Source organism: Rhizobium sp. PK7-22, from assembly GCF_056530405.1.
In genome coordinates this window covers 1,959,228-1,981,375 of sequence record NZ_CP096514.1, presented here as the reverse complement: position 1 = coordinate 1,981,375, position 22,148 = coordinate 1,959,228, and the positions used below count along the sequence as shown (strand labels likewise).

The 22,148-nt window shown below is 63.9% G+C and carries 22 protein-coding genes; 13 read left to right on the top strand and 9 right to left on the bottom strand.

The window, feature by feature from the left end:
- Nucleotides 1–102: 102 nt before the first annotated feature.
- From M1E10_RS14385 to M1E10_RS14370, 4 genes are all read right to left on the bottom strand, one after another.
- On the bottom strand, nt 103–339 hold the full coding sequence (locus M1E10_RS14385) for an acyl carrier protein (RefSeq protein WP_029618457.1): 237 nt from the start codon (nt 337–339) through the stop codon (nt 103–105).
- Between the two features lie 274 nt (nt 340–613).
- Nucleotides 614–1,351, bottom strand: a complete 738-nt coding sequence (gene fabG, locus M1E10_RS14380) for a 3-oxoacyl-[acyl-carrier-protein] reductase (RefSeq protein ID WP_029618456.1) — start codon at nt 1,349–1,351, stop codon at nt 614–616.
- Nucleotides 1,352–1,425: 74 nt separating this feature from the next.
- Entirely contained in the window at nt 1,426–2,370 is a 945-nt protein-coding gene (gene fabD / locus M1E10_RS14375; protein WP_499173497.1) for an ACP S-malonyltransferase, read from the bottom strand.
- Nucleotides 2,371–2,454: 84 nt separating this feature from the next.
- Entirely contained in the window at nt 2,455–3,741 is a 1,287-nt protein-coding gene (locus M1E10_RS14370; protein ID WP_499173496.1) for an NRAMP family divalent metal transporter, read from the bottom strand.
- A 189-nt stretch (nt 3,742–3,930) separates the two neighbouring features.
- Here M1E10_RS14370 and M1E10_RS14365 point away from each other — a divergent pair, with 189 nt between their 5' ends.
- The gene (locus M1E10_RS14365; RefSeq protein ID WP_499173495.1) at nt 3,931–4,974 is read left to right on the top strand and encodes an aldo/keto reductase; all 1,044 of its coding nucleotides are present in this window, start codon (nt 3,931–3,933) and stop codon (nt 4,972–4,974) included.
- Nucleotides 4,975–5,011: 37 nt separating this feature from the next.
- Here the strand turns inward: M1E10_RS14365 and M1E10_RS14360 are convergent, their stop codons facing one another.
- Nucleotides 5,012–5,731 carry a cytochrome c biogenesis CcdA family protein gene (locus M1E10_RS14360; RefSeq protein ID WP_499173494.1) on the bottom strand — a complete coding sequence of 240 codons (720 nt, stop codon included), beginning with the start codon at nt 5,729–5,731 and terminating at the stop codon, nt 5,012–5,014.
- A gap of 3 nt (nt 5,732–5,734) precedes the next feature.
- Nucleotides 5,735–6,136 (bottom strand): thioredoxin family protein, encoded by a 402-nt coding sequence (locus M1E10_RS14355; RefSeq protein WP_499173493.1) that lies wholly within the window; start codon nt 6,134–6,136, stop codon nt 5,735–5,737.
- Between the two features lie 295 nt (nt 6,137–6,431).
- Here M1E10_RS14355 and M1E10_RS14350 point away from each other — a divergent pair, with 295 nt between their 5' ends.
- The 8 genes from M1E10_RS14350 to M1E10_RS14315 all read left to right on the top strand — a co-directional run bounded on the left by M1E10_RS14350 (nt 6,432) and on the right by M1E10_RS14315 (nt 15,076).
- Entirely contained in the window at nt 6,432–7,361 is a 930-nt protein-coding gene (locus M1E10_RS14350) for a sodium:calcium antiporter (protein ID WP_499173492.1), read from the top strand.
- A 277-nt stretch (nt 7,362–7,638) separates the two neighbouring features.
- Nucleotides 7,639–8,106, top strand: a complete 468-nt coding sequence (gene rpsF, locus M1E10_RS14345; protein WP_499173491.1) for a 30S ribosomal protein S6 — start codon at nt 7,639–7,641, stop codon at nt 8,104–8,106.
- Nucleotides 8,107–8,128: 22 nt separating this feature from the next.
- Nucleotides 8,129–8,377 carry a 30S ribosomal protein S18 gene (rpsR, locus tag M1E10_RS14340; protein ID WP_029618450.1) on the top strand — a complete coding sequence of 83 codons (249 nt, stop codon included), beginning with the start codon at nt 8,129–8,131 and terminating at the stop codon, nt 8,375–8,377.
- A gap of 152 nt (nt 8,378–8,529) precedes the next feature.
- The gene (locus M1E10_RS14335) at nt 8,530–9,501 is read left to right on the top strand and encodes a YybS family protein (protein ID WP_499173490.1); all 972 of its coding nucleotides are present in this window, start codon (nt 8,530–8,532) and stop codon (nt 9,499–9,501) included.
- A gap of 20 nt (nt 9,502–9,521) precedes the next feature.
- Nucleotides 9,522–10,097 carry a bL9 family ribosomal protein gene (rplI, locus tag M1E10_RS14330; protein WP_499173489.1) on the top strand — a complete coding sequence of 192 codons (576 nt, stop codon included), beginning with the start codon at nt 9,522–9,524 and terminating at the stop codon, nt 10,095–10,097.
- A gap of 142 nt (nt 10,098–10,239) precedes the next feature.
- Nucleotides 10,240–11,214 (top strand): TAXI family TRAP transporter solute-binding subunit, encoded by a 975-nt coding sequence (locus M1E10_RS14325; RefSeq protein ID WP_499173488.1) that lies wholly within the window; start codon nt 10,240–10,242, stop codon nt 11,212–11,214.
- A gap of 93 nt (nt 11,215–11,307) precedes the next feature.
- On the top strand, nt 11,308–13,356 hold the full coding sequence (locus tag M1E10_RS14320) for a TRAP transporter permease (RefSeq protein WP_499173487.1): 2,049 nt from the start codon (nt 11,308–11,310) through the stop codon (nt 13,354–13,356).
- Between the two features lie 217 nt (nt 13,357–13,573).
- Nucleotides 13,574–15,076, top strand: a complete 1,503-nt coding sequence (locus M1E10_RS14315; protein ID WP_499177184.1) for a replicative DNA helicase — start codon at nt 13,574–13,576, stop codon at nt 15,074–15,076.
- A gap of 23 nt (nt 15,077–15,099) precedes the next feature.
- Here the strand turns inward: M1E10_RS14315 and M1E10_RS14310 are convergent, their stop codons facing one another.
- The 3 genes from M1E10_RS14310 to M1E10_RS14300 all read right to left on the bottom strand — a co-directional run bounded on the left by M1E10_RS14310 (nt 15,100) and on the right by M1E10_RS14300 (nt 17,055).
- Nucleotides 15,100–15,402 (bottom strand): AzlD family protein, encoded by a 303-nt coding sequence (locus tag M1E10_RS14310; protein WP_499173486.1) that lies wholly within the window; start codon nt 15,400–15,402, stop codon nt 15,100–15,102.
- Entirely contained in the window at nt 15,399–16,130 is a 732-nt protein-coding gene (locus M1E10_RS14305; RefSeq protein ID WP_499173485.1) for an AzlC family ABC transporter permease, read from the bottom strand. Before M1E10_RS14305 ends, M1E10_RS14310 begins: the two co-directional genes overlap by 4 nt.
- A gap of 67 nt (nt 16,131–16,197) precedes the next feature.
- The gene (locus tag M1E10_RS14300; RefSeq protein ID WP_499173484.1) at nt 16,198–17,055 is read right to left on the bottom strand and encodes an AraC family ligand binding domain-containing protein; all 858 of its coding nucleotides are present in this window, start codon (nt 17,053–17,055) and stop codon (nt 16,198–16,200) included.
- 97 nt (nt 17,056–17,152) lie between these two features.
- Here M1E10_RS14300 and alr point away from each other — a divergent pair, with 97 nt between their 5' ends.
- From alr to purF, 4 genes are all read left to right on the top strand, one after another.
- Nucleotides 17,153–18,313, top strand: coding sequence for an alanine racemase (alr, locus tag M1E10_RS14295; RefSeq protein ID WP_499173483.1), 1,161 nt, complete (start codon nt 17,153–17,155; stop codon nt 18,311–18,313).
- 96 nt (nt 18,314–18,409) lie between these two features.
- A complete protein-coding gene (gene radA / locus M1E10_RS14290; RefSeq protein WP_499173482.1) occupies nt 18,410–19,810 on the top strand; it encodes a DNA repair protein RadA in 1,401 nt (466 codons plus the stop codon).
- An 86-nt stretch (nt 19,811–19,896) separates the two neighbouring features.
- The gene (locus tag M1E10_RS14285) at nt 19,897–20,499 is read left to right on the top strand and encodes a CvpA family protein (RefSeq protein WP_499177090.1); all 603 of its coding nucleotides are present in this window, start codon (nt 19,897–19,899) and stop codon (nt 20,497–20,499) included.
- A gap of 135 nt (nt 20,500–20,634) precedes the next feature.
- Nucleotides 20,635–22,125, top strand: a complete 1,491-nt coding sequence (gene purF / locus M1E10_RS14280; RefSeq protein ID WP_499177183.1) for an amidophosphoribosyltransferase — start codon at nt 20,635–20,637, stop codon at nt 22,123–22,125.
- Nucleotides 22,126–22,148 lie beyond the last annotated feature (23 nt).

Genomic DNA, 22,148 nt, shown 5'->3' with positions numbered 1-22,148 from the left:
AGCGTCCCACCCTAGTATGTCGTGTTTAATTGCTAAAACGGCCCGAACAAGCGGGCCGCCAGGGGAACTGCCGAAGGCATTGTCCCGCAATCGAAAGTTCGATCAGGCCTGAGCCTTCTCGATGAACTTGATGGCGTCGCCAACCGTCAGGATCGAATCAGCAGCGTCGTCGGGAATCTCGACGCCGAATTCTTCTTCGAAGGCCATGACCAGTTCGACGGTGTCGAGCGAGTCCGCGCCGAGATCGTCGATGAAGCTTGCGCCTTCGACAACCTTGTCGGCGTCAACGCCGAGGTGATCAATAACAATTTTCTTAACGCGTTCTGCGATATCGCTCATGTCGGTTTCCTCGACCTTTATCTTCTCGAATGCCTCAATGGCACCCGTACCCTGTTGAAACCTGCGCCGGCCTTCGAACGTCGGCTACGCGGGCAAACCCGTTCAACCCTCTGCAGGTTCCGATCATAGCAGCAAAAGCGCAATGATCCCCTGTATTTCGGGGCGACTGTCCACAGTCATGGCCCGCTTAACATGCTTTCGATGTTCCGCAAAGCCAGAATCTGTTCCCGCCGGAAGCACCAACAACTTCGGTGCGCGGCGGGGTATGAAGCGATCAGATCATCACCATGCCGCCGTTGACGTGCAGCGTCTGGCCGGTGACGTACCCACTCTCGTTCGACGCGAGGTAGAGGACGGCGGCCGCGATGTCGGCGCCGGCGCCCATGCGCTTCATCGGAATGGCACCGAGGATGGCGTCCTTCTGCTTGTCGTTCAGCTTGTCGGTCATCGCGGACTCGATGAAGCCCGGCGCGACGCAGTTGACGGTCACGTTGCGGGTGGCGATTTCCTGCGCCAGCGACTTGGTGAAGCCGATCATGCCGGCCTTGGAGGCGCAGTAGTTCGCCTGCCCCGGGTTGCCGGTAACCCCGACCACCGAGGTGATGTTGATGATGCGACCGAAGCGGCGGCGCATCATCGGATGCGTCAGCTCGCGGGTCAGACGGAATGCGGAGGTCAGGTTGACCTCCAGCACGGCGTCCCAGTCCTCGTCGCTCATGCGAACGAAGAGACCATCCTTGGTGATGCCGGCATTGTTGACGAGGATATCGACACCCTCGAGTTCGGCTTCCGCCTTCTCGCCGAGCGCCTTGACCTCGGCGCGGTCGGAGAGGTTGGCCGGGAAGATCTTGACGCGGTCGCCGAGTTCAGCGGCCAGCGCCTCAAGCTTTTCGACGCGGGTGCCGTGCAGGCCGACCGTCGCGCCCTGCTTGTGCAAGAGGCGAGCGATCTCTTCGCCAAGACCGCCTGTTGCGCCTGTCACCAATGCCTTGCGGCCTGTAAGGTCAAACATTGTCATGTCCCTTCGTTAGGCATGCCGCTCGCGAGGTGTACAGCGATGGCGACATGCGAAAAATCAACGGTTGTTCAGCCGAGGATGGCCGAAAGTGCAGCCTCGATATCGGCCGGCGAATTGACGGCTGTGCCGGACACATTCTTGTCGATGCGGCGCGCAAGGCCGGTCAAGACCTTGCCGGCACCGATCTCGTAGAGACTGATGACGCCGTTGGCGGCAAACCATTCCACCGTTTCGCGCCAGCGGACCTGTCCGGTCACCTGGCTGACGAGGAGGTCGGCGATCTCGCCGGAATCGGTGACCGGTGCGGCGCGGACGTTGGCAATGACCGGGACGACTGGATTGTGCTTCTCGACCTGGGCCAGGGCGTGACGCATGGCATCCGCCGCCGGTGCCATCAGGGCACTGTGGAAGGGTGCGGAGACCGGCAGCATGATGGCGCGCTTGGCACCCTTTTCGGTCGCCAGGGCCGCCGCCTTCTCGACTGCAGCCTTGGAACCCGAGATGACCAGTTGGCCGCCGCCGTTGTCGTTGGCGATCTGGCAGACGCCGGCACTGGCGGCCTCGTGGCAGACAGCCTCGACGTTGGCATGTTCCAGGCCGATGATGGCGGCCATGGCGCCCTCGCCGACCGCTACGGCCGACTGCATGGCATCGCCGCGGGTGCGCAAGAGGCGCGCGGTATCGGCAAGCGAGAACATGCCGGCGGCGCAAAGGGCGGAGTATTCGCCAAGCGAATGACCCGCGACGTAGGAGACCTTGTCGGAGAGGTTCAGACCGCGGGCTTCCATGACCCGGATCGCCGCGATGGACACTGCCATCAGCGCCGGCTGGGCATTGGCCGTCAGCGTCAGCGTCTCTTCCGGGCCGTTCCAGATGATGTCGGAAAGCTTCTGGCCGAGCGCCTCGTCGACCTCGTCGAAGACCGCGCGGGCCTCGGGATAGGCATCGGCAAGATCCTTGCCCATGCCGACAGCCTGACTGCCCTGCCCTGGAAATGTGAATGCGATGCTCATGGGACGATGTCCTTCCCTATGTTTTTTGCATTCCCAATTCACGTTCCAGGGCAAGGAGTCAAGGCGAAGTGCCGTAGCGCGCCTTCAGCCGCCGGAGAACAGGCGGGCTATCTCGTTGGCAGAGAGGACGATGAAGAGCAGAGCGGAAACGCCGAGCAGGCCGTTGGAAAGCCATCCGCTGCGCCATTCGGCCGGCACCTTCTTGGAATTGAGGAGCCAGATCAGCGTCAGCGCCAGGAAGGGCATGAAGAAGGCACCCAGCGCCCCGTAGATGACGACGAGCAGGAAGGGGCGACCGAAGTAGAGGAGAACCATCGGAGGGATCGTCAGCCAGAAGAGATAGAAGCGGAAGGCAGGTGTCTTCTCCAGGCCTTCTCGCGATCCGGTGCCTCCCCGGATGTTGCGGACGAAATCGGCAAACAGAAGAGAAACGCCGTGCCAGACACCCAGGATGGACGAGATAGCGGTGGCGAAGAAGCCGACGAGGAAGAGCGTCGCCACCGTACCGCCGAATCGCTCCGCCAGAACCGTGCGCAGGTCGAGCAGGCCGTCGTCGCCGCTCGTGAGCGCAATCTGCGCGGTATAGAGAAGCTCGGCGCCGACGATCAGCATCGAGATGACGAAGATTCCGGTGACGACGTAGGCGACGCGGTTGTCGAGCCGCATGATGCCCATCCAGGCCGGCGTGCGCCAGCCCTTGGCGTTCACCCAATAGCCGTAGGAGGCCATGGTGATCGTGCCGCCGACTCCGCCGATGAGGCCGAGCGTATAGAAGGCGGATCCTTCCGGGATGCTCGGCACCAGACCGGCAACGGCTTCGCCGACATTGGGGCCGACCAGGATAGCGACACCCACGACGATCACGAACATCACGCCGATACAGATCTTCATCGTGTTCTCGAAGATCTCGTAGCGGTTGAAGGCGACGAAGGCGGCGCAGGACAGACCGGAGATCATCGCCCAGGCCCAGAGCGGCAGGAAGGGGAAGAGCGCCGCCAGCGGCAAGGCCGTCGCGCTCATGGCGGTGGCGCCGTACACGAAGCCCCAGATCATGATGTAGATGCCGAAATACCAGCTCGTCCAGCGTCCGAGTGAGCGCCAGCCGTCGAGCATGGTCGAGCCGGTCGCCAGGTGGTAGCGGGCAGAGCCTTCCGCGAGCGCGATCTTGACGATGCAGCCGATGACGGCCGCCCAGAGGAGCGCGTAGCCGAAGCGGGAGCCGGCGATCAGTGTGGCGACAAGATCACCTGCTCCAACGCCGGTCGCCGCCGCAACGATGCCGGGTCCAATCAGCTTCCAGTGGCCTCTGGAGGGTGGCGCTCCGGCGTCCGGAAAGCCGGATGCATCCGCTCGAGGTGAGGAATTGTCCATCTGAAAAAGCTCCTGAATCAATGCAAATCGGCCACCGTCTAGCCATCCGACCGCCCAAATGCAATTTGCCATGGGAAAGTTGCATCCTACGTGTCCGGGTTGAAACAGGAGCGACTGCGGGCACCGGACGCTTGCACTGCAGCAATTCCGGATTAAGTTTGCGGCATCTGCAAGCACGGGATCTATTTCATGAAATTCAACACACTGGGTCGCACAGACATCTCCGTGTCGGAGATCTGCCTTGGAACGATGACCTGGGGGTCGCAGAACACCGAGGCCGAGGCGCATCAGCAGATGGATCATGCGCTGGAGGCCGGGATCAACTTCTTCGATACCGCCGAACTCTACCCGACGACACCCGTGAGCGCCGAGACCTACGGCCGTACAGAGGAATTCATCGGCAGCTGGCTGAAGAAGACAGGCAAGCGGAGTGACATCGTGCTTGCCAGCAAGGTCGCCGGCAGCGGGCGGCCGCATATCCGCGATGGTCGACCGGTCGACCGGGGAACCATACAGGAGGCGGTCGACGCCAGCCTGAGGCGTCTACGGACGGACTATCTCGACCTCTACCAGATCCACTGGCCGAACCGCGGGCATTATCACTTCCGCAACTCCTGGGATTTCGACGCCTCGACGCAGGACAGCGCCGAAGCCCTTTCCGGCATCGAGGAAAAGCTCGACGTGCTCGGCGACCTGGTGAAGGCCGGCAAGATCCGCGCTATCGGCCTCTCGAACGAAACCGCCTGGGGCACGATGCAGTACCTGAAGGCGGCAGAGGCGAAGGGCCTGCCGCGTGTTGCCTCGATCCAGAACGAGTACAATCTTCTCTACCGGCCGTTCGATCTGGATCTCGCCGAAGTCGCCCACCACGAGGACGTCGGGCTGCTGGCCTATTCGCCACTCGCCGCGGGCATCCTGAGCGGCAAGTATCTGGACGGCGCGCGCCCGGAAGGATCCCGCGCCAGCATCAACGCCGACCTTGGCGGACGCCTGCAGCCGCTGCAGGAGCCGGCGGTCAAGGCTTATGCAGCGGTGGCGGCCAGGCACGGCCTCGATCTGGCGCAGATGGCGATCGCCTTCTGCCTGTCGCGACCCTTCATGGCCTCCGTCATCATCGGCGCCACCAGCATCGAGCAGTTGAAGACTGTCATCGGGGCGAAGGACGTGAGCCTGAACGACGCGGCGATGAAGGATATCGCCGCTGTCCATCGACAGTATCCGATGCCGATCTGACCGACCCGGGCGCGGCTCGCAAGGGCCGCGTCCGGCATCAGAAGCGTGTGGTAAGCCGCGTCAGCCATTCCGGCGACAGATCGACAAGCGTCGTCTCGACGCGCTTGTCGAGACCGGTCAGCACCGCCAGTCCGACGAGGACGAGAAGCAGGCCGAGCCCGGCCTTCATCGCCTTTCCGGCCTCCATCATCCGGCCGCGCCAGCGCTGCATGGCATCCCGCGACAGCGTCCCCAGCAGAAGCAGCGGGGTGGCCGCTCCGATGCCAAACGCCACCATTGTCAGGAACACCTCTCCGAGGTTCTGCCCCTGCGCGGCCATCAGCGAAGCAGCCCCCAGCGTCGGCCCGACGCAAGGGCTCCAGACGGCGCCGAGCAGGATGCCAACGAGGAACTGCCCGCTCCAGCCCTCCTCACCAAAACCACTGAACCGGCGCTCGGCCCAGTTGCCGACCGGCCCGGCCGCTGCCGCAAGCCGTGTCTGCATCGATGGCGCCATCAGCACCACGCCGAAGACGATCATCAGCAGAGCGGCAAAGCTGCGGAAAAAGGCGAGATCCAGACCGATGCCGAAGCCAATCACAGCAACGAACATGCCGATCGCCACGAACGAGCCGGCCAATCCAAGCGCCAGCGCCCATTGACCGTAGCGATGCTTGCTGGCTGCACTCGTCAGTACGATCGGCAGCAGCGGCAGGACACAGGGCGACAGGATCGACAGGGCGCCGGCAAGCCCTGCAAGCGAGAGAGAGCCGATCATCGCCTAGTTCTTCATGGTCGATCGGAACAGCGCTTCGATCGTCTGCGGACTGGTATCACCGACCGAGCGGGAGGTCTCATTCATCCCGTCGAAGGCGATCAGCGTCGATTGACTGCGGGCACCGAGGGCTCGAACCACGTCCTTCTGCGCGTCAAAATCCACCCGGAAGATCGTCAGGTCGGCGAAGTCCGGCGATGCGGCCAGTTCCTCGATGATCGGCTCCTGGGCCTTGCAGGTCGGACACCAGCTTGCCCAGATGTCGACGACGATTGGATCGCCATTTTGTTGCGCCATCTCAAAAGACGCCTGATCGTAGGGCTTCAACTCCGCCGCGCCGGCCGTGGCCGCCAGCGTCATGGCTACCGCAAAACCCGCTGCCAGTGCCGATATCATCCCGTTCTTCATTCGATCCTCCATTGTTTGTTTCTGTGAGTTGTCGCAGTCTCACGATTGGCGGCTGCAACACCCAGCAGGCAAGCAGCAACTGGCCCCTTCTACGGGCGTCAATCGCGAGATGTTACAACTTCTGCAAACACATGCGTGTGATAGGGTGTTCACACGGAACAAGGGCGCTCATGCCGGGATGACCTGTTTTTGGACAAACCCACGAGAAAGTGAAGTCGCGTGAACTGTAAAATCGCGCCAGGCCCACCAATTGGGGTCCGTTTGATCGCGATGGCGAGTGCCGGATGGGGATTTTATGGATTATTTGCTGGTTTTGGGCGGACTCGTCGGCCTTTATTTCGGGGCGGAATGGCTGCTGCGCGGGGCCATAGCTCTTGCTTACAAGCTTGGCATTCCGACGCTGCTGGTCTCGCTGATTATCGTCGGCTTCGGCACTTCGATGCCCGAACTGCTGGTTTCGCTGCGGGCTGCTCTTTACGGTTCGTCCGACATCGCGCTTGGCAACGTCGTCGGTTCGAATACTGCCAATATCCTGCTGATCATCGGCTTCTGCGGCCTGATCTTCCCGATTTCCGACTGGGACAAGAGCGTGAAACGGGACACCTATGTCATGATCGGTTCCGCCGTTCTGCTGCTCGGCCTGGTCCAGTTCAGCGAGATCGGCCGCCTTGCCGGCTTTCTCATGGTGGCATCCCTGGCCGCCTATCTCGGCTACGCCTACATGCAGAGCCGTGGCAGGGCCGTTGTCCTGGACGATGAGGTTCGGCACGAGGCGCTGAGCGGCGGCTTCATGGCCCTCCTCATTTTCGGCGGCCTGGCGACACTCTTCGCCGGCGCGGAATTCCTCGTGCGCGGCGCCACCAGCCTTGCCCGGGAGTTCGGCATCTCGGAGGCCGTGATCGGGCTGACGGTAGTCGCCGTCGGCACCTCGCTGCCGGAACTGGCGACGGGCGTGATGTCGGCGCTGCGCAAACACTCCGACATCATGATCGGCAATATCGTCGGGTCAAACATCTTCAACATCCTGTTCATCCTCGGCGTCACCTCGATCATCCAGCCGATTGCGGTCGCTCCCCGCTTCGGGAACTTCGATGTGCCGGTGATGCTGGCGGTGACGCTCGGGTTGTCCGCGCTGCTGCTGACGCATGTCGGCGTCCGCAGGCTTGTGGCCGGCGCGATGCTGCTGCTCTACGGCGTCTATACCGTCGTGCTGGTCCAGGTGTAGACCGCAAAATTGCGGCTCGGCCCTTGCGTTTCCAGCCGTTGCGCGTATAAGCGCGCCTGTTCGAACACCCGGTCTTCTGGCTGGTGGCTGAACGGAGGGCAGGTCCGGGCGACCGGACTGCAGGGACCACAAGGTTCCAGCCTCCCGTGTCTCCGCTCTCGACCGTCTCGATCAAACAACTTTTCTTGCCGGGCGTCATGCCCATCAGGAGCAGTCGTTGAGGCTTAGCCGCCTAAAGCCGGGTGACAGACTAAACGCAAGAAAAGGCAAAGCTTACATGGCTCTTTATGAACACGTATTCCTTGCCCGACAGGATATGTCCGCGCAGCAGGTCGACGCCCTCGTAGAACAGTACAAGGGTGTCCTCGAAGCGAATGGCGGCAAGGTCGGGCGCGTAGAAAACTGGGGCCTCAAGTCCCTCACCTACCGCATGAACAAGAACCGCAAGGCTCATTACGCCCTGATGGACATCGACGCACCGGCCGCTGCCGTGCACGAGATGGAACGCCAGATGCGCATCAACGAAGACGTCCTTCGCTACATGACGGTTTCCGTCGAGAAGCATGAAGAAGGTCCTTCCGCGATGATGCAGAAGCGCGACCGTGACGACCGTCCGCGTCGTGACGGCGACCGTCCGAGCTTCGGCGACCGCGACCGTGGTCCCCGTCCCGACCGTGGTCCCCGCGAAGATCGCGGCCCGCGCGAAGGTGGCTTCGAGCGCCGTCCGCGCGAAGACCGTGCGTAATAGAGCTTAAGGAGAAAACACCATGGCTGACATTTCCGCCGCTCCGGCACGCCGTCCGTTCCATCGCCGCCGCAAGACCTGCCCCTTCTCGGGCGCCAATGCACCGCGGATCGACTACAAGGACGTTCGTCTCCTGCAGCGCTACATTTCCGAGCGTGGCAAGATCGTACCGTCGCGCATCACCGCCGTTTCCCAGAAGAAGCAGCGCGAACTCGCCAAGGCGATCAAGCGCGCCCGTTTCCTCGGCCTGCTGCCCTACGTCGTAGCGTAAATACGAACAGAGGCTCGCCGAGCATTCGGCGAGCCTCGTCCCTTTCGCGATGGGCGCGGATCGGAAGAACCAAAAATCCCATGTTGGGGATGGAGATGCCCGGGAAATCCGGACGTGATCCCCTAACTGCTTTGTGCAGGACAGCGAGACCCGTGAAGACATCAAACCAGACATTGCTGCCGATCGGCATTCTTGCCGGCGTTGTCGCTACCCTGCTCGTGCTGGTGGCGATGTCGCAGCCGGCGCTTGCTTCCGTTCTTTACGCCGCCTCCGCCCTTCCCATTCTGGTCGCCGGCCTCGGCTGGGGCAACCGCACCGCCGTGATGGCGATCGTGACGGCCGCAGTCCTTGGCTCGCTCATCGTGTCGCTGCCTTTCGCGCTGACCATGGCGATCTTCACCCTGATCCCGGCCGGCTGGCTTTCTCATCTGGCCAATCTGGCGCGTCCGGCGTCCGAAGTCGGCGGACCTGACGATCTCCTGGCCTGGTACCCGCTCTCGGACATCCTTCTGCATCTCTGCGGTCTGGTGACGCTGGCCGTCATCGCGCTCGGCGTGGTGATCGGCTACGGGCCGGACCTGACCAACGAGATGGTCGACATGATGACCCAGGCCCTGCAGACGCAGGACCCGACGCTGATACCGGATCCGGCCGGCCTTGCGCAGACGAAGTCGATGTTCGTGCTGATGCTGCCGATGATCCAGGGCGGCCTGTGGGTCCTCCTGCTGTTTGCGGCCTATTACATCGCCACCCGGCTGGTCTCCCGCTCGGCGCGTGCCCTTCGCCCGCGCGAGGACATGCCCTCGGCACTGCGGATGAACCGCTACGCCATCTTCGTCTTCCTGGCCGGTATCCTCGCCACCTTCCTCGGCGGCGTCCCGGCCATGGTCGGCGCCACCGTCTGCGGCACCTTCGGCGCCGGCTTCCTGATGGCCGGCTTTGCCGGTCTGCACTACCGCACCAAGGGCAAGGACTGGCGCCTGCCGGTGCTGGTGCTTGCCTATCTCTCCTCGTTCATGCTCCTGCCGGCGCTCTTCATCCTCGTCCTCGGCATTGCCGACACGCGGCGGACGATTGCGCTGACGCCGGGGCGAGACGCAGATCAATCCAACGAAACCAAGTAACTTCTCGAAAGGACAAATCCATGAATGTTATTCTCCTTGAACGGATTGCCCGGCTCGGCCAGATGGGCGAGACCGTAAAGGTCCGTGACGGCTACGCCCGTAACTTCCTTCTGCCACAGGGCAAGGCACTGCGCTCCAACGAAGCCAACAAGAAGCGCTTCGATGCCGAGCGTGCGACGCTCGAAGCCCGCAACCTCGAGCGCAAGGGCGAAGCGCAGCAGGTCGCCGACGCGCTGCAGGGCAAGACCTTCGTCATGGTCCGTTCGGCCGGCGAAACCGGTCAGCTCTACGGTTCGGTTGCTGCCCGCGACATCGTCGATGCGCTCGCTGCCGAAGGCTTCAACATCGGCCGTAACCAGGTCGACCTCAGCCAGCCGATCAAGGCCATTGGCCTGCACAAGGTCACGCTCCTGCTGCATGCGGAAGTCGAGATCCAGATCGAGATCAACGTTGCCCGTACGGCCGAAGAAGCCGCCCGCCAGGCACAGGGCGAGAGCCTGACCTCGGCTGATGCGATCTACGGCGTCGACGAAGATGCCCTGCGTCCGGAAGACTTCTTCGATCCGGATGCGGATCGCGACGGCGACGACGAGTAAGCCTTCGTTACAACCAAACAGGAAAAGGCCCCCGGTGGTTATCCACCGGGGGCCTTTTCTGTTGTCGAACAAGGTGGAGAGGCTGTTGACATAGCGACTGCTCCTTCCCCATGGTGAAAAAAACAGGAGAAAGGGAACACCCATGAAATTCCAGAAAAGTCTGATCGCCATGGTCGGCGTGCTTGCGGTCGGCGCCAGCGTCGCCTTCGCACAGTCACCCGCCTTCTTCCGCATCGGCACCGGCGGCACCGCCGGCACTTATTATCCGATCGGTGGCCTGATCGCCAACGCGATCTCCGGCGCCGAGGGCAAGGGCGTCGAAGGCCTGGTCGCCACGGCAGTCGCCTCCAACGGATCGGTCGCCAACATCAACGCCATCCAGGGCGGCTCGATGGAATCCGGCCTTACCCAGTCGGACGTCGCCTACTGGGCGCACACCGGCACCGGTCTTTACGAAGGCAAGGGCAAGGTCGAAGATCTGCGCCTGATCGCCACGCTTTATCCCGAAACCATCCATGTGGTCGCCCGCAAGGACGCCGGCATCAACTCGATCGCCGACCTGAAAGGCAAGCGCGTCTCGATCGACGAACCCGGCTCCGGCACCATCGTCGATGCCCGCATCGTTCTCGGCGCCTTCGGTCTGACCGAAGACGACATCGAGGCGGAACACCTGAAGCCGGGTCCTGCCGGCGACATGCTTCGCGATGGCGCACTCGACGCCTATTTCTTCGTCGGCGGCTATCCGACCGGCGCGGTCTCGGAACTGGCAACGTCCGCGGGCATCTCGCTCGTGCCGATCAGCGGCCCGGAAGTCGACAAGCTGATGGAAGAATACAGCTTCTTCTCCAAGGACACTGTTCCGGCTGAAACCTATGCCGGCGTTGCAGAAACGCCAACCATCTCGGTTGCCGCCCAGTGGGTGACCAGCGCCAAGCAGTCCGACGACCTCGTCTACAACATCACCAAGACGATGTGGAACGACGCGACCCGCAAGGAACTGGACGCCGGTCACGCCAAGGGCAAGATGATCACGCTGGAGAATGCCACGACCAGCCTCGGCATCCCGCTGCATCCGGGCGCCGAGCGCTTCTACAAGGAAGTGGGCGCGCTGAAATAAGCTCCGGCTCCATACCGGAAGAACAGCGGCGGTCCGCCAGAAGCAGGCCGCCGCTTTTTGTTGAGACAAGACGATACAGGCAGAGGGACATCGATGGCCGACGGCGACAAGATCGCTCCGATGGAGCTGGACGAGGCAAAGGCGCGGGAACTGGAAGAACAGTTCGATTCGGAAATCCGGTTCAGGCCGCTGGCGCCGATGGCCGCCCGCATCGTCGGCACCCTGCTCGTCGCCCTGTCGGTCTTCCACTACTATACCGCCGGCTTCGGCCTGCTGTCGGAAATGCTCCATCGCGGCATCCATCTGTCCTTTGTGCTCGGGCTGATCTTCCTGGTCTTCCCCTTCTCCAAGAAGGGATACAGCGAGCCGGCACGCGCCGGCCTGGTGCGACCGCTCGGCATCTCGCTGTTCGACTGGGCGCTGGCGATCGGCGCCATCGTCGCGGTCATGCATGTGCCCTTCATTCCGCTCGATGATCTCGCCTTCCGGGTCGGCAATCCGACGACGACGGACGTGGTCCTCGGCGGCATCCTGGTCGTCGTCCTTCTGGAGGCGACGCGCCGCTCGGTCGGCTGGCCGCTGCCGATCATCGCCGTCTGCTTCATGGCCTATTCGATGTACGGGCAGTCGATGCCGGGCATCCTGGTTCATCCGGGCGCCAGCTTCTCGCAGCTGATCAACCATCTCTACCTGACGAGCCAGGGCATCTACGGCATCGCGCTCGGGGTTGTGGCGACCTATGTCTTCCACTTCGTGCTGTTTGGCGTGTTTGCGACCCGCATCGGGCTCGGACAGCTCTTCCTCGACTGCGCCGCATGGGTCGCCGGGCGCTATGCCGGCGGTCCGGCAAAGATCTCGATCTTCGGTTCAGCGCTGTTCGGGATGATCTCCGGCTCGTCGGTTGCCAATACGGTCACCGTCGGTTCGCTGACGATCCCGGCGATGATCCGCATGGGCTACTCGCGATCCTTCGCGGGAGCCGTCGAGGCGGCGTCATCGACCGGCGGGCAGATCACTCCTCCGATCATGGGGGCCGCCGCCTTCCTGATGATCGAATTCCTCAACCTGCCCTATACGACCATCATCATCGCCGCGATCGTGCCGGCCTTCATGCATTTCTTCGGCGTGCTGGTGCAGGTCCACTTCGAGGCCAAGCGCACCGGCATGCGCGGCATGACCAAAGAGGAAATGCCCGACCTGAAGGAAGCCTTCAAGCGCGACTGGCCGACCGTCATCCCGCTCGTCGTTCTCGTCGGCATCCTGCTTTCGGGCTACACGCCCTATCTCGCCGCCTTCTGGGGCATCACGCTCTGCGTGCTGGTTGGCCTCTTCAACCCACGTCGGCGCATGTCGCCCGCGGAAATCTTCGACAGCCTTCGCGACGGCGCGAAATATGCGCTGGCCGTCGGTGCGGCCGCCGCTACCGTCGGCATCGTCGTCGGCGTCGTGACGCTGACCGGCGTCGGCTTCAAGATCTCCTACATCGTCACGACGACGGCTGCCGAGATCGCCGCCTTCATCGGCACCTTCATGCCCACGGACTGGTTCGGGCCGCAGGCGCTGACACTGCTGTTTACGCTGATCATGACCGGCATCGTCTGCATCCTGATGGGCTGCGGCATTCCGACGACGGCCAACTACATCATCATGGCAACCATCGCCGCGCCGACGCTCGGCATGCTGGGTGTCGAGCCGATCGTGGCGCACTTCTTCGTCTTCTATTACGGGGTGCTGGCCGACATCACGCCGCCGGTGGCGCTCGCGGCCTATGCCGCGGCGGGCATGGCCGGCGCCGATCCGTTCAAGACGGGCAATACCGCCTTCCGGCTCGGGCTCGGCAAGATCCTGGTGCCGTTCGTCTTCGTGTTCTCCCCCTCCCTGCTGCTGGTGACGGCGGACTTCACCTGGAGCAATTTCTTCATCGCCTTCATCGGCTGCACGCTCGGCATCACCTTCCTGGGGGCCGCCCTCTCCGGCTTCATGCTGGTGCGGACGCTGTCGTGGGAAAGGCCGCTGCTGGTACTGTCGGCGATCCTGCTCGTCGTGCCGGAACTCACCTCATCGCTCGTCGGCTTCGCGCTGGTCCTGCCGGTCCTCTTCCGACAGCTTTCGAGCTACCGGGCCACGTCAGCGGCCTTGTAGGCAGACGCGGGAGAAGATATTCTCCTTCGACCGTGGCAGGCTTCGGCCCTTTTGCCACGGTCAACAGATCTCGTTTGTTTCAGCGCGTTTTTTATCCACAGGCTCCAGTCAGGCTGTGGAGATCGCCGGTTTCGCAAGATTCTCGCGTCGTCTCTCCCATGGCGGCGCCAGAGTGCTGTAGGATCGCGCTGAAGCACAGAAGACTCGATTGGACGATATGCAGGACGTAGCACGCAAGCTGGCGCCACTCAGCAACAAGGACGCCGAACCGCACTACCGCGAGGCCCCGAACAACATCGAGGCGGAGCAGGCGCTGCTCGGTGCGATCCTCGTCAACAACGATGCCTACTACCGGGTCTCGGACTTCCTGAAGCCGCCGCATCTGCACGAGCCGCTGCATCGCCGGATCTTCGAGGTGGCCGGCGACATCATCCGCATGGGCAAGACGGCCAATCCCGTCACCATGAAGACCTTCCTGCCGGCCGAGGAGCGGGTCGGCGACCTGACCGTGGCGCAGTATCTGGCGCGTCTCGCCGCCGAAGCCGTCTCGATCATCAACGCGGAAGACTATGGCCGGGCGATCTACGACCTGGCGCTGCGCCGGGCGCTGATCACCATCGGCGAGGACATGGTCAACATCGCCTATGACGCGCCGCTCGACATGCCGCCGCAGACGCAGATCGAGGACACGGAGCGCCGTCTGTTTGAACTGGCCGAGACCGGCCGCTACGACGGCGGCTTCCAGTCGTTCAACGACGCCGTGGCGCTTGCCATCGACATGGCCGGCGCCGCCTTCGAGCGCGACGGCCATCTGTCGGGCATTTCCACCGGCATCGTCTCGCTGGATGCAAAGATGGGCGGGTTGCAGCGGTCTGACTTGATCGTGCTGGCCGGACGTCCGGGCATGGGCAAGACCTCGCTGGCCACCAATATCGCCTACAACATCGCGGCTGCTTATGAGCCGGAAGTGCAGCCGGACGGCTCGTTCAAGGCGAGAAACGGCGGCGTCGTCGGCTTCTATTCGCTCGAAATGTCGTCCGAGCAGCTCGCCACTCGTATCATCTCCGAGCAGACGGAAGTCTCCTCCTCCAAGATCCGCCGCGGCGACATTACCGAGGCCGACTTCGAGAAGCTGGTCGCCTGCAGCCAGATGATGCAGAAGGTGCCGCTCTTCATCGACCAGACCGGTGGTATCTCGATCGCCCAGCTTTCCGCCCGTGCCCGGCGCCTGAAGCGCCAGCGCGGCCTCGACTGCCTGGTGGTTGACTATATCCAGCTGATGACCGGTTCGGGCAAATCCGGCGAGAACCGCGTGCAGGAGATCACCCAGATCACCACCGGCCTGAAGGCGCTCGGCAAGGAACTGAATGTTCCCATCGTTGCCCTGTCGCAGCTGTCGCGTCAGGTGGAAAGCCGCGAGGACAAGCGTCCGCAGCTCTCCGACCTTCGCGAATCGGGTTCGATCGAGCAGGACGCCGACGTGGTGCTCTTCGTGTTCCGCGAGGAATACTACGTGAAGAACATGGAGCCCCGCGACATTTCCGATCCGAAGTATCCCGAGTGGGAATCGCTGATGGAGAAGGTAAAGGGCACGGCCGACGTGATCATCGCCAAGCAGCGCCACGGACCGACCGGCACCGTCAAGCTCGCCTTCCAGTCGGAGTTCACCCGCTTCACCGACCTCGCCGAGCCGAGCTTCATCCAGTACGAAGAGCACTGAGAGGCCAAGCGGAGCGGCAGGCCTCAGATCCCTGCCGCCCGCAGCAGCGCGACGCAGGCGATGCCGATCGTCACGCTCGGGAGCAGCGACAGGCGCCGGGCGGCCACAACGGTGGCGAGGCAGGCGAGGGTCTCCGCAGAACCGGTCGCCAGGGCAGTCGGCGCGACGACGGCGGTGAGGACAGCCGGCGGCACGGCTTCCAGCATGCGCCGGGTGACGCCTTTCGGCTCGAGGTAGCGGACGAGGACGAGGCCGCCGTAGCGGGTCAGCAGCGTCGCGACGGCCATCGCCAGGATGACGAAGAAGGTCGACGGCGTGATCGTCATGCTGCCGTGTCCACTTCGCTCGATGTAACGCCATCGTCGTCTTGCGCGATGACAGCTGCGCAGAACAGACCGGCCGCGGCACCGGCGATAATGTACCAGACCCCGCCGGCGAACTGATGGACGACGAGTGCGGCGGCGCCACTGGCCACGATCACGGCAGCCGTACCCCTTCCCTTCCAGAACCCGCCAATCAGCACCAGGAAGACCGCCGGGAAGGCAAAATCCAGGCCGATCACTGACGGCTCACCGAGGCTGTTGCCGAGCCCGGCGCCGACAAGCGTGGAGAGGACCCAGGCACTGTAGAACGGCAGGGTGATGCCGGCGAACCAGCGTGGCGATAGTCCCTCCGCCGTCCGGGCGCGCGCTTCCGACATCGCCCACAGCTCGTCGGCCAGGAACGGCATGGCAGCGACGGTCTGCAGGCCGCTGAAGCGCCGCATCTTTCCGGCGAGCGACGCGCCCATCAGCACGTGGCGCAGGTTGACCAGCAGCGCCGCCAGCCCAATGCCGCTCCAGCTTGCCGGATGCGTCCAGATGTCCATGGCGACGAACTGCGATCCGCCGGCAAACACCAGGGCGCTCATCAGCACCGTTTCGGCCACCGACAGACCCTTCGTCACGGCAACTGCGCCGAAGACGGCCCCGACCGGGACGACGGCGACCAGCAGTGGCAGGATGGCGCGCACGCCGGCCATGAAGTCGCCGGCTGTTTCATCTTCTGAAGTCATCGAGTCTCCTCTCTTGCTTGGAGAGGATCTACCCGGAAGTCCGGCAGAGGGTCTTGAAGGAAAGTGATCAGGCGGCGCGGTAGCGGCCGGGAGTGACGCCCGTTCGCGCTTTGAAATGGCGGGCGAAATGCGCCTGATCGGCAAAGCCGCAATCCGCCGCGACGGTTGCGGGTGCCGCGCCGGCGCGCAAGAGGCGCCGGGCATGGCGGATGCGGATATCGGTCAGGAAGGCGTGCGGCGTGATGTGATATTCCTTGCGGAAGGCGCGGATCAGGTGGGCGCGGCTGAGGCCCGCGACGCGCGCCAACTCCTCCAGCCCGATATCTTCGTCGAAGTTCTCCTCCAGGTAATCGCGTGCCTGCTGCACGGCACTCCGCTCCCGCGTCTCCGGCGGCAGGAGGATCGTCTCGCCATGACGCCGGAAAAGCAGAACGAGCACCGAGAACATGCCCTCGTCCGCTTCCAGCGCCCCAACGTTTGCCTCAAGCCGCCGATGCGCCCGCTGGAACGCGCTGGCAACCTCCGGATCGAGCGGCAGGTGGTTGGCGAAGGCCGGCGTTCCGTGGACCGACCGACCGGACACATCCTCCAGCACGCGGCGCATCAGCTCGATGCCGGGATAGATCATCCGGTAGCGGTAGCCCTCTTCCGCCGGCGCGCCGTCATGCACCTCGCCCGGATTGATCAGGTAGAGCCGCCCCGGCCCGGTATGCTCCGTCGCTCCCTTGATGGTGGAAACCTGCGCACCGCGCTCGATCGCGCCGATGCTGTAGGTGTCGTGGGCGTGCGGCGCATATTCGTGAGTCAGGAAGGTCGCCGACAGGCACTCCATGCCGCCGAAACGGTGATCACGCCAGAAGCGCGAACTTTCCGTCCGCGCCAGCGGCATTTCATTCAGCGCGTGTTCCTGCGAAACATTGTGCATAGCGGCAGATTATCCCCGTCGGGCATTACCGTCTTGAACAAAAGTGCTAGGTTCCGGACCAAATTGCCACCCCGCAGACGACGGATCTAGCATCTCCATGACCGACCAAGACGAGTTTCCCGAAGCCATCGATGATTTCGACATTGCGCCGGTGCGGCTGACGGTCGACCTGCAGGCGCTGGCGGACAACTGGCGGGACATGGGGCAGCGGTCAGGATCTGCGCGGGCGGCGGCCGTGGTCAAGGCGGATGCCTATGGGCTGGGGCTCGAGGACTGCGGCGCGACGCTCTACGAAGCCGGCGCGCGCGACTTCTTCGTGGCGGTGGCGCAGGAGGGCGCGACGCTTCGCGCCTATGCGCCCGAGGCACGCATCTTCGTGCTTTCGGGCATCTGGCCCGGGCAGGAGCGGATCTTCTTCGAGAACGATCTTGTCCCCGTCCTTGCCTCCGAGGAACAGCTCGCGTTCTGGATGGCGGTGATCGCCGAGCACGGCGACTATCCGTGCGCGCTGCAGGTCGATACCGGGTTCAATCGGCTTGGGCTGGCGCTCGAGGAAGCGCTGGCGCTGGCAGAGGACGTCTCGCGGCCGGCGAGCTTTTCGCCGGTGCTGATCCTCTCTCATCTCTACAGCGGCGACACGCCCTCCTCCCCGGCTAATGCGGCACAGCTTGAATCCTTCCGGCAGGTTAGCGCCGCTTTCGAAGGCATCGAATCAAGCCTTTCGGCCTCCGCCGGGATCTTTCTCGGGCCGGACTACCACTTCGACCTGACGCGGCCGGGCATTGCCCTCTACGGCGGTGAATCCGTTTCCGGCGCGGCACCGCTGCGGCCGGTGGCCACGGCCGAGGGCCGGATCATCCAGATCCGCGACGCGGGCGCCGGTGAGACCGTCAGCTACAGCGCGACCCACCGGCTGACGCGACCAAGCCGGCTGGCGGTCGCTTCGGTCGGCTATGCCGACGGCTACCTGCGGTCGCTGTCGGGCTCCGGTATTCCGCTTCGGGCAGACGGCAGTCCCGGCGGCGTCGGCTTCGTGGCGGGCCACAGGGTTCCCGTCATCGGGCGCATCACCATGGACCTGACGATCTTCGACGTGACGGACCTGCCTGAAGGCGCGGTGCGGGCCGGCGACTACATCGAACTGTTCGGAGAGAACATCGCGCTGGACGAGGCCGCGCGCGCCGGCGGGACGATCGGCTACGAACTCCTCACCAGCCTCGGGCTGCGCCACGAGCGCCGGTATCTGCAGGCGGACTAGCCGCCTCCCCCTTGCCAGCGTCGCCTGGGCCGATTAAGTGGAGAACGTTCCGCTTTCGTTCTCATGCGGACATCAGACCGAGGCGGCGACAAAACCATGGCAAAAGCAAAGACCCAATTCCTCTGCCAGAACTGCGGCACGGTGCACAGCCGCTGGGCCGGCAAGTGCGACGGCTGCGGCGAGTGGAACACCATCGTCGAGGAAGATCCGATGGGCGGCATCGGCGGCGGTCCCGGCAAAGTGCCGAAGAAGGGCCGTGCCGTGGCGCTCACCACGCTGTCTGGCGAAATCGAGGAAGCGCCGCGCATCCATACCGGCATCTCCGAGCTCGATCGTGCCACCGGCGGCGGCTTCGTGCGCGGCTCGGCGGTGCTGATCGGCGGCGACCCCGGGATCGGCAAGTCGACCCTTCTGATGCAGGCGGCGGCAGCCCTGTCGCGCCGCGGTCATCGGATCATCTATGTCTCGGGGGAAGAGGCGGTGGCGCAGGTGCGGCTGCGGGCGCAGCGGCTCGACGCCGCAGACACCGAGGTGCTGCTGGCCGCGGAGACCAACGTCGAAGACATTCTCGCAACGATCGCCGAGGGCAAGCGGCCCGACCTCGTCATCATCGATTCGATCCAGACGCTGTGGAGCGATACGGCCGATTCGGCGCCCGGCACCGTCACCCAGGTGCGCACCGGCGTGCAGGCGATGATCCGGTTCGCCAAGCAGACGGGTGCGGCCATGGTGCTCGTCGGCCATGTCACCAAGGAAGGGCAAATCGCCGGTCCGCGGGTCGTGGAGCACATGGTCGACGCGGTGCTCTATTTCGAGGGCGACCGCGGACACCAGTACCGGATCCTGCGCACCGTCAAGAACCGCTTCGGCCCGACCGACGAGATCGGCGTCTTCGAAATGTCGGACAAGGGGTTGCGGGAGGTCACCAATCCCTCCGAACTCTTCCTCGGCGAACGCAATGCGAAATCGCCGGGCGCCGCAGTCTTCGCCGGCATGGAGGGAACGCGGCCGGTGCTGGTGGAGGTGCAGGCGCTGGTGGCACCGACCTCGCTCGGCACGCCGCGGCGGGCGGTGGTCGGCTGGGATTCCTCCCGGCTGTCGATGATTCTCGCGGTCCTTGAGGCCCATTGCGGCGTGCGGTTCGGCCAGCACGATGTCTATCTCAATGTCGCCGGCGGGTACCGCATCTCCGAACCCGCCGCTGATCTGGCGGTGGCCTCGGCACTCGTGTCGTCGCTTGCCGGTGTCGCACTGCCGGCCGATTTCGTCTACTTCGGCGAGATCAGCCTGTCGGGCGCCGTGCGCCCCGTGTCGCAGACGGCGCAGCGGCTGAAGGAGGCGGAAAAGCTCGGTTTTGCCGGCGCCATGTTGCCGGCAAGCTCGGCCGACCTGCCGAAATCGGGCAGCCGCTGGACGGAAATCGAGGACCTGCCGGACCTCGTCAGCCGCATTGCCGGCTCGGCCTCGAAGCTTGCAAAGCCGCAGGAAGATGATTGATCTTCCGTTACCCGATGCGCTGTTGTAAGAGACTGCCGGAATGCCAAGAGCCGTAAGAGCGCGGCCAAGTCTGGAGTACGTCCTACATGCCCATCACGATCTTCGACGGTATCGTCATCGGCGTCACGCTGTTTTCGGCGGTGCTTGCCATGGTGCGCGGCTTTTCGCGCGAGGTCCTGTCGATCGCCAGCTGGGTGGGCTCGGTTGCCGCAGCCTATTACCTCTACCCTTTCCTGGTGCCCTATGCGCAGAGCTACACGACGGACGACCGCATCGCGATCGCCGCCTCGGCCGGCATCATCTTCATCCTGGCGCTGATCCTGATTTCCTACATCACTTCGCGCATCGCCGACTTCATCATCGACAGCCGCATCGGCGCGCTCGACCGCACGCTCGGCTTCCTGTTCGGCGCCGCGCGCGGGATCCTGCTGCTGGTCGTTGCCGTCGCCTTCTGGAACTGGCTTGTGGACGTGCGTTCGCAGCCGGACTGGGTGCGGGACGCGAAGTCCAAGCCTTTCCTCGACACCATGGTCGGCCGCCTGGAAGCGGTGCTCCCGGAAGACATCGAGCCGCAGATCCGCGCCCGGATCACAGGCCAGGAGACCGCACCGGAAGATGGCGCACCGGCCACCGGCCAGCCGCCGGCGGAAGCCGCTCCGGCCGAAGATGCGCCTGCGCCAAACAATTGACGATTTGTTGCAGTTGATGCGCCGTCAAGCATCACCATTTGTGCTATCATTCGAGAATTCACGGGGACGAGCTGGCAGCGGGACATGAATTTTCCCGGCCAGCTCTTCCATTTTCCGAAAGGCAAGGTCCCGCAGATGAACGAGCCGGTTTCGCAATCGATCGCCGACGAGCTTGATGGTGATACGCTTCACGAGGAATGTGGCGTATTCGGCATCCTCGGACACCCCGATGCAGCGGCGCTGACGGCACTCGGTCTGCATGCCCTGCAGCATCGCGGCCAGGAGGCCGTCGGCATCGTCTCCTTCGACGGCACCCGCTTCCATTCGGAGCGACGCATGGGCCTCGTCGGCGACCACTACACCGATCCCGTCACGCTCGCGAAACTGCCCGGCACCATCTCCATCGGCCATGTTCGCTATTCGACCACCGGCGAAGTGGCTCTGCGCAACGTCCAGCCGCTGTTTGCGGAACTGGAAGTAGGCGGCATCGCGATTGCCCACAACGGCAATTTCACCAACGGGCTGACGCTGCGGCGCCAGCTGATCGCCGGCGGCGCCATCTGCCAGTCCACCTCCGATACGGAAGTCGTCCTGCATCTCATCGCCCGGTCGCGTTACACCTCGACCGCCGACCGCTTCATCGACGCCATCCGCCAGATGGAAGGCGGCTACTCGATGGTCGCCATCACCCGCACCAAGCTGATTGCCGCTCGCGACCCCACCGGCATCCGTCCGCTCGTCATGGGCGAGCTCGATGGCAAGCCGATCTTCTGTTCGGAAACCTGCGCGCTGGACATCATCGGCGCGAAGTTCGTCCGCGACGTGGAGAATGGCGAAGTCATCATCTGCGAGACGCAGCCGGACGGCTCGGTCACCATCGACGCGCGCAAGGCCGGCAATGCCCAGCCGGAACGCCTCTGCCTGTTCGAATACGTCTATTTCGCCCGTCCCGATTCGGTCGTCGGCGGTCGCAGCGTCTATGTCGCCCGCAAGAACATGGGCATCAATCTGGCCAAGGAAGCGCCGGTCGAAGCGGATGTGGTCGTCCCGGTTCCCGACGGCGGTACGCCGGCGGCGCTCGGCTATGCGCAGCAGAGCGGCATTCCGTTCGAATACGGCATCATCCGCAACCACTACGTCGGCCGAACCTTCATCGAGCCCACCCAGCAGATCCGTGCGCTCGGCGTCAAGCTGAAGCATTCGGCGAACCGGGCGATGATCGAAGGCAAGCGCGTCGTCCTCGTCGACGATTCAATCGTGCGCGGCACCACCTCACTGAAGATCGTGCAGATGATCCGCGAGGCCGGCGCCAAGGAAGTGCACATCCGCGTTGCCAGCCCGATGATCTACTACCCGGACTTCTACGGCATCGACACGCCGGAGGCGGAAAAGCTGCTCGCCAACCAGTACGACAGCATGGAGGCGATGTGCGCCTATATCGGCGCCGATTCGCTGGCCTTCCTGTCGATCAACGGCCTTTACCAGGCGGTCGGCGGCGAGGATCGCAACCCGGCCCGGCCGCAGTTCACCGACCATTATTTCACCGGCGACTATCCGACGCGGCTTCTCGACAAGAGCGGCGAAGCCATGGGCAACAAGATCTCCATGCTCGCCAGCAACGGCTGACCGGCGACGAAAAGCACGGTTTC

What these genes read in the sequence shown, in the direction of transcription:
- rpsR (WP_029618450.1), top strand. Translation starts at nt 8,129, where the DNA reads ATGGCTGACATTTCCGCCGCTCCGGCACGCCGTCCGTTCCATCGCCGC.
- M1E10_RS14360 (WP_499173494.1), bottom strand. Translation starts at nt 5,731, where the DNA reads ATGATCGGCTCTCTCTCGCTTGCAGGGCTTGCCGGCGCCCTGTCGATC.
- M1E10_RS14305 (WP_499173485.1), bottom strand. Translation starts at nt 16,130, where the DNA reads ATGACTTCAGAAGATGAAACAGCCGGCGACTTCATGGCCGGCGTGCGC.
- M1E10_RS14310 (WP_499173486.1), bottom strand. Translation starts at nt 15,402, where the DNA reads ATGACGATCACGCCGTCGACCTTCTTCGTCATCCTGGCGATGGCCGTC.
- M1E10_RS14350 (WP_499173492.1), top strand. Translation starts at nt 6,432, where the DNA reads ATGGATTATTTGCTGGTTTTGGGCGGACTCGTCGGCCTTTATTTCGGG.
- M1E10_RS14370 (WP_499173496.1), bottom strand. Translation starts at nt 3,741, where the DNA reads ATGGACAATTCCTCACCTCGAGCGGATGCATCCGGCTTTCCGGACGCC.
- alr (WP_499173483.1), top strand. Translation starts at nt 17,153, where the DNA reads ATGACCGACCAAGACGAGTTTCCCGAAGCCATCGATGATTTCGACATT.
- M1E10_RS14285 (WP_499177090.1), top strand. Translation starts at nt 19,897, where the DNA reads ATGCCCATCACGATCTTCGACGGTATCGTCATCGGCGTCACGCTGTTT.
- radA (WP_499173482.1), top strand. Translation starts at nt 18,410, where the DNA reads ATGGCAAAAGCAAAGACCCAATTCCTCTGCCAGAACTGCGGCACGGTG.
- M1E10_RS14355 (WP_499173493.1), bottom strand. Translation starts at nt 6,136, where the DNA reads ATGAAGAACGGGATGATATCGGCACTGGCAGCGGGTTTTGCGGTAGCC.
- rpsF (WP_499173491.1), top strand. Translation starts at nt 7,639, where the DNA reads ATGGCTCTTTATGAACACGTATTCCTTGCCCGACAGGATATGTCCGCG.
- fabG (WP_029618456.1), bottom strand. Translation starts at nt 1,351, where the DNA reads ATGTTTGACCTTACAGGCCGCAAGGCATTGGTGACAGGCGCAACAGGC.
- fabD (WP_499173497.1), bottom strand. Translation starts at nt 2,370, where the DNA reads ATGAGCATCGCATTCACATTTCCAGGGCAGGGCAGTCAGGCTGTCGGC.
- M1E10_RS14320 (WP_499173487.1), top strand. Translation starts at nt 11,308, where the DNA reads ATGGCCGACGGCGACAAGATCGCTCCGATGGAGCTGGACGAGGCAAAG.
- M1E10_RS14315 (WP_499177184.1), top strand. Translation starts at nt 13,574, where the DNA reads ATGCAGGACGTAGCACGCAAGCTGGCGCCACTCAGCAACAAGGACGCC.
- M1E10_RS14325 (WP_499173488.1), top strand. Translation starts at nt 10,240, where the DNA reads ATGAAATTCCAGAAAAGTCTGATCGCCATGGTCGGCGTGCTTGCGGTC.
- M1E10_RS14300 (WP_499173484.1), bottom strand. Translation starts at nt 17,055, where the DNA reads ATGCACAATGTTTCGCAGGAACACGCGCTGAATGAAATGCCGCTGGCG.
- M1E10_RS14385 (WP_029618457.1), bottom strand. Translation starts at nt 339, where the DNA reads ATGAGCGATATCGCAGAACGCGTTAAGAAAATTGTTATTGATCACCTC.
- rplI (WP_499173489.1), top strand. Translation starts at nt 9,522, where the DNA reads ATGAATGTTATTCTCCTTGAACGGATTGCCCGGCTCGGCCAGATGGGC.
- purF (WP_499177183.1), top strand. Translation starts at nt 20,635, where the DNA reads ATGAACGAGCCGGTTTCGCAATCGATCGCCGACGAGCTTGATGGTGAT.
- M1E10_RS14365 (WP_499173495.1), top strand. Translation starts at nt 3,931, where the DNA reads ATGAAATTCAACACACTGGGTCGCACAGACATCTCCGTGTCGGAGATC.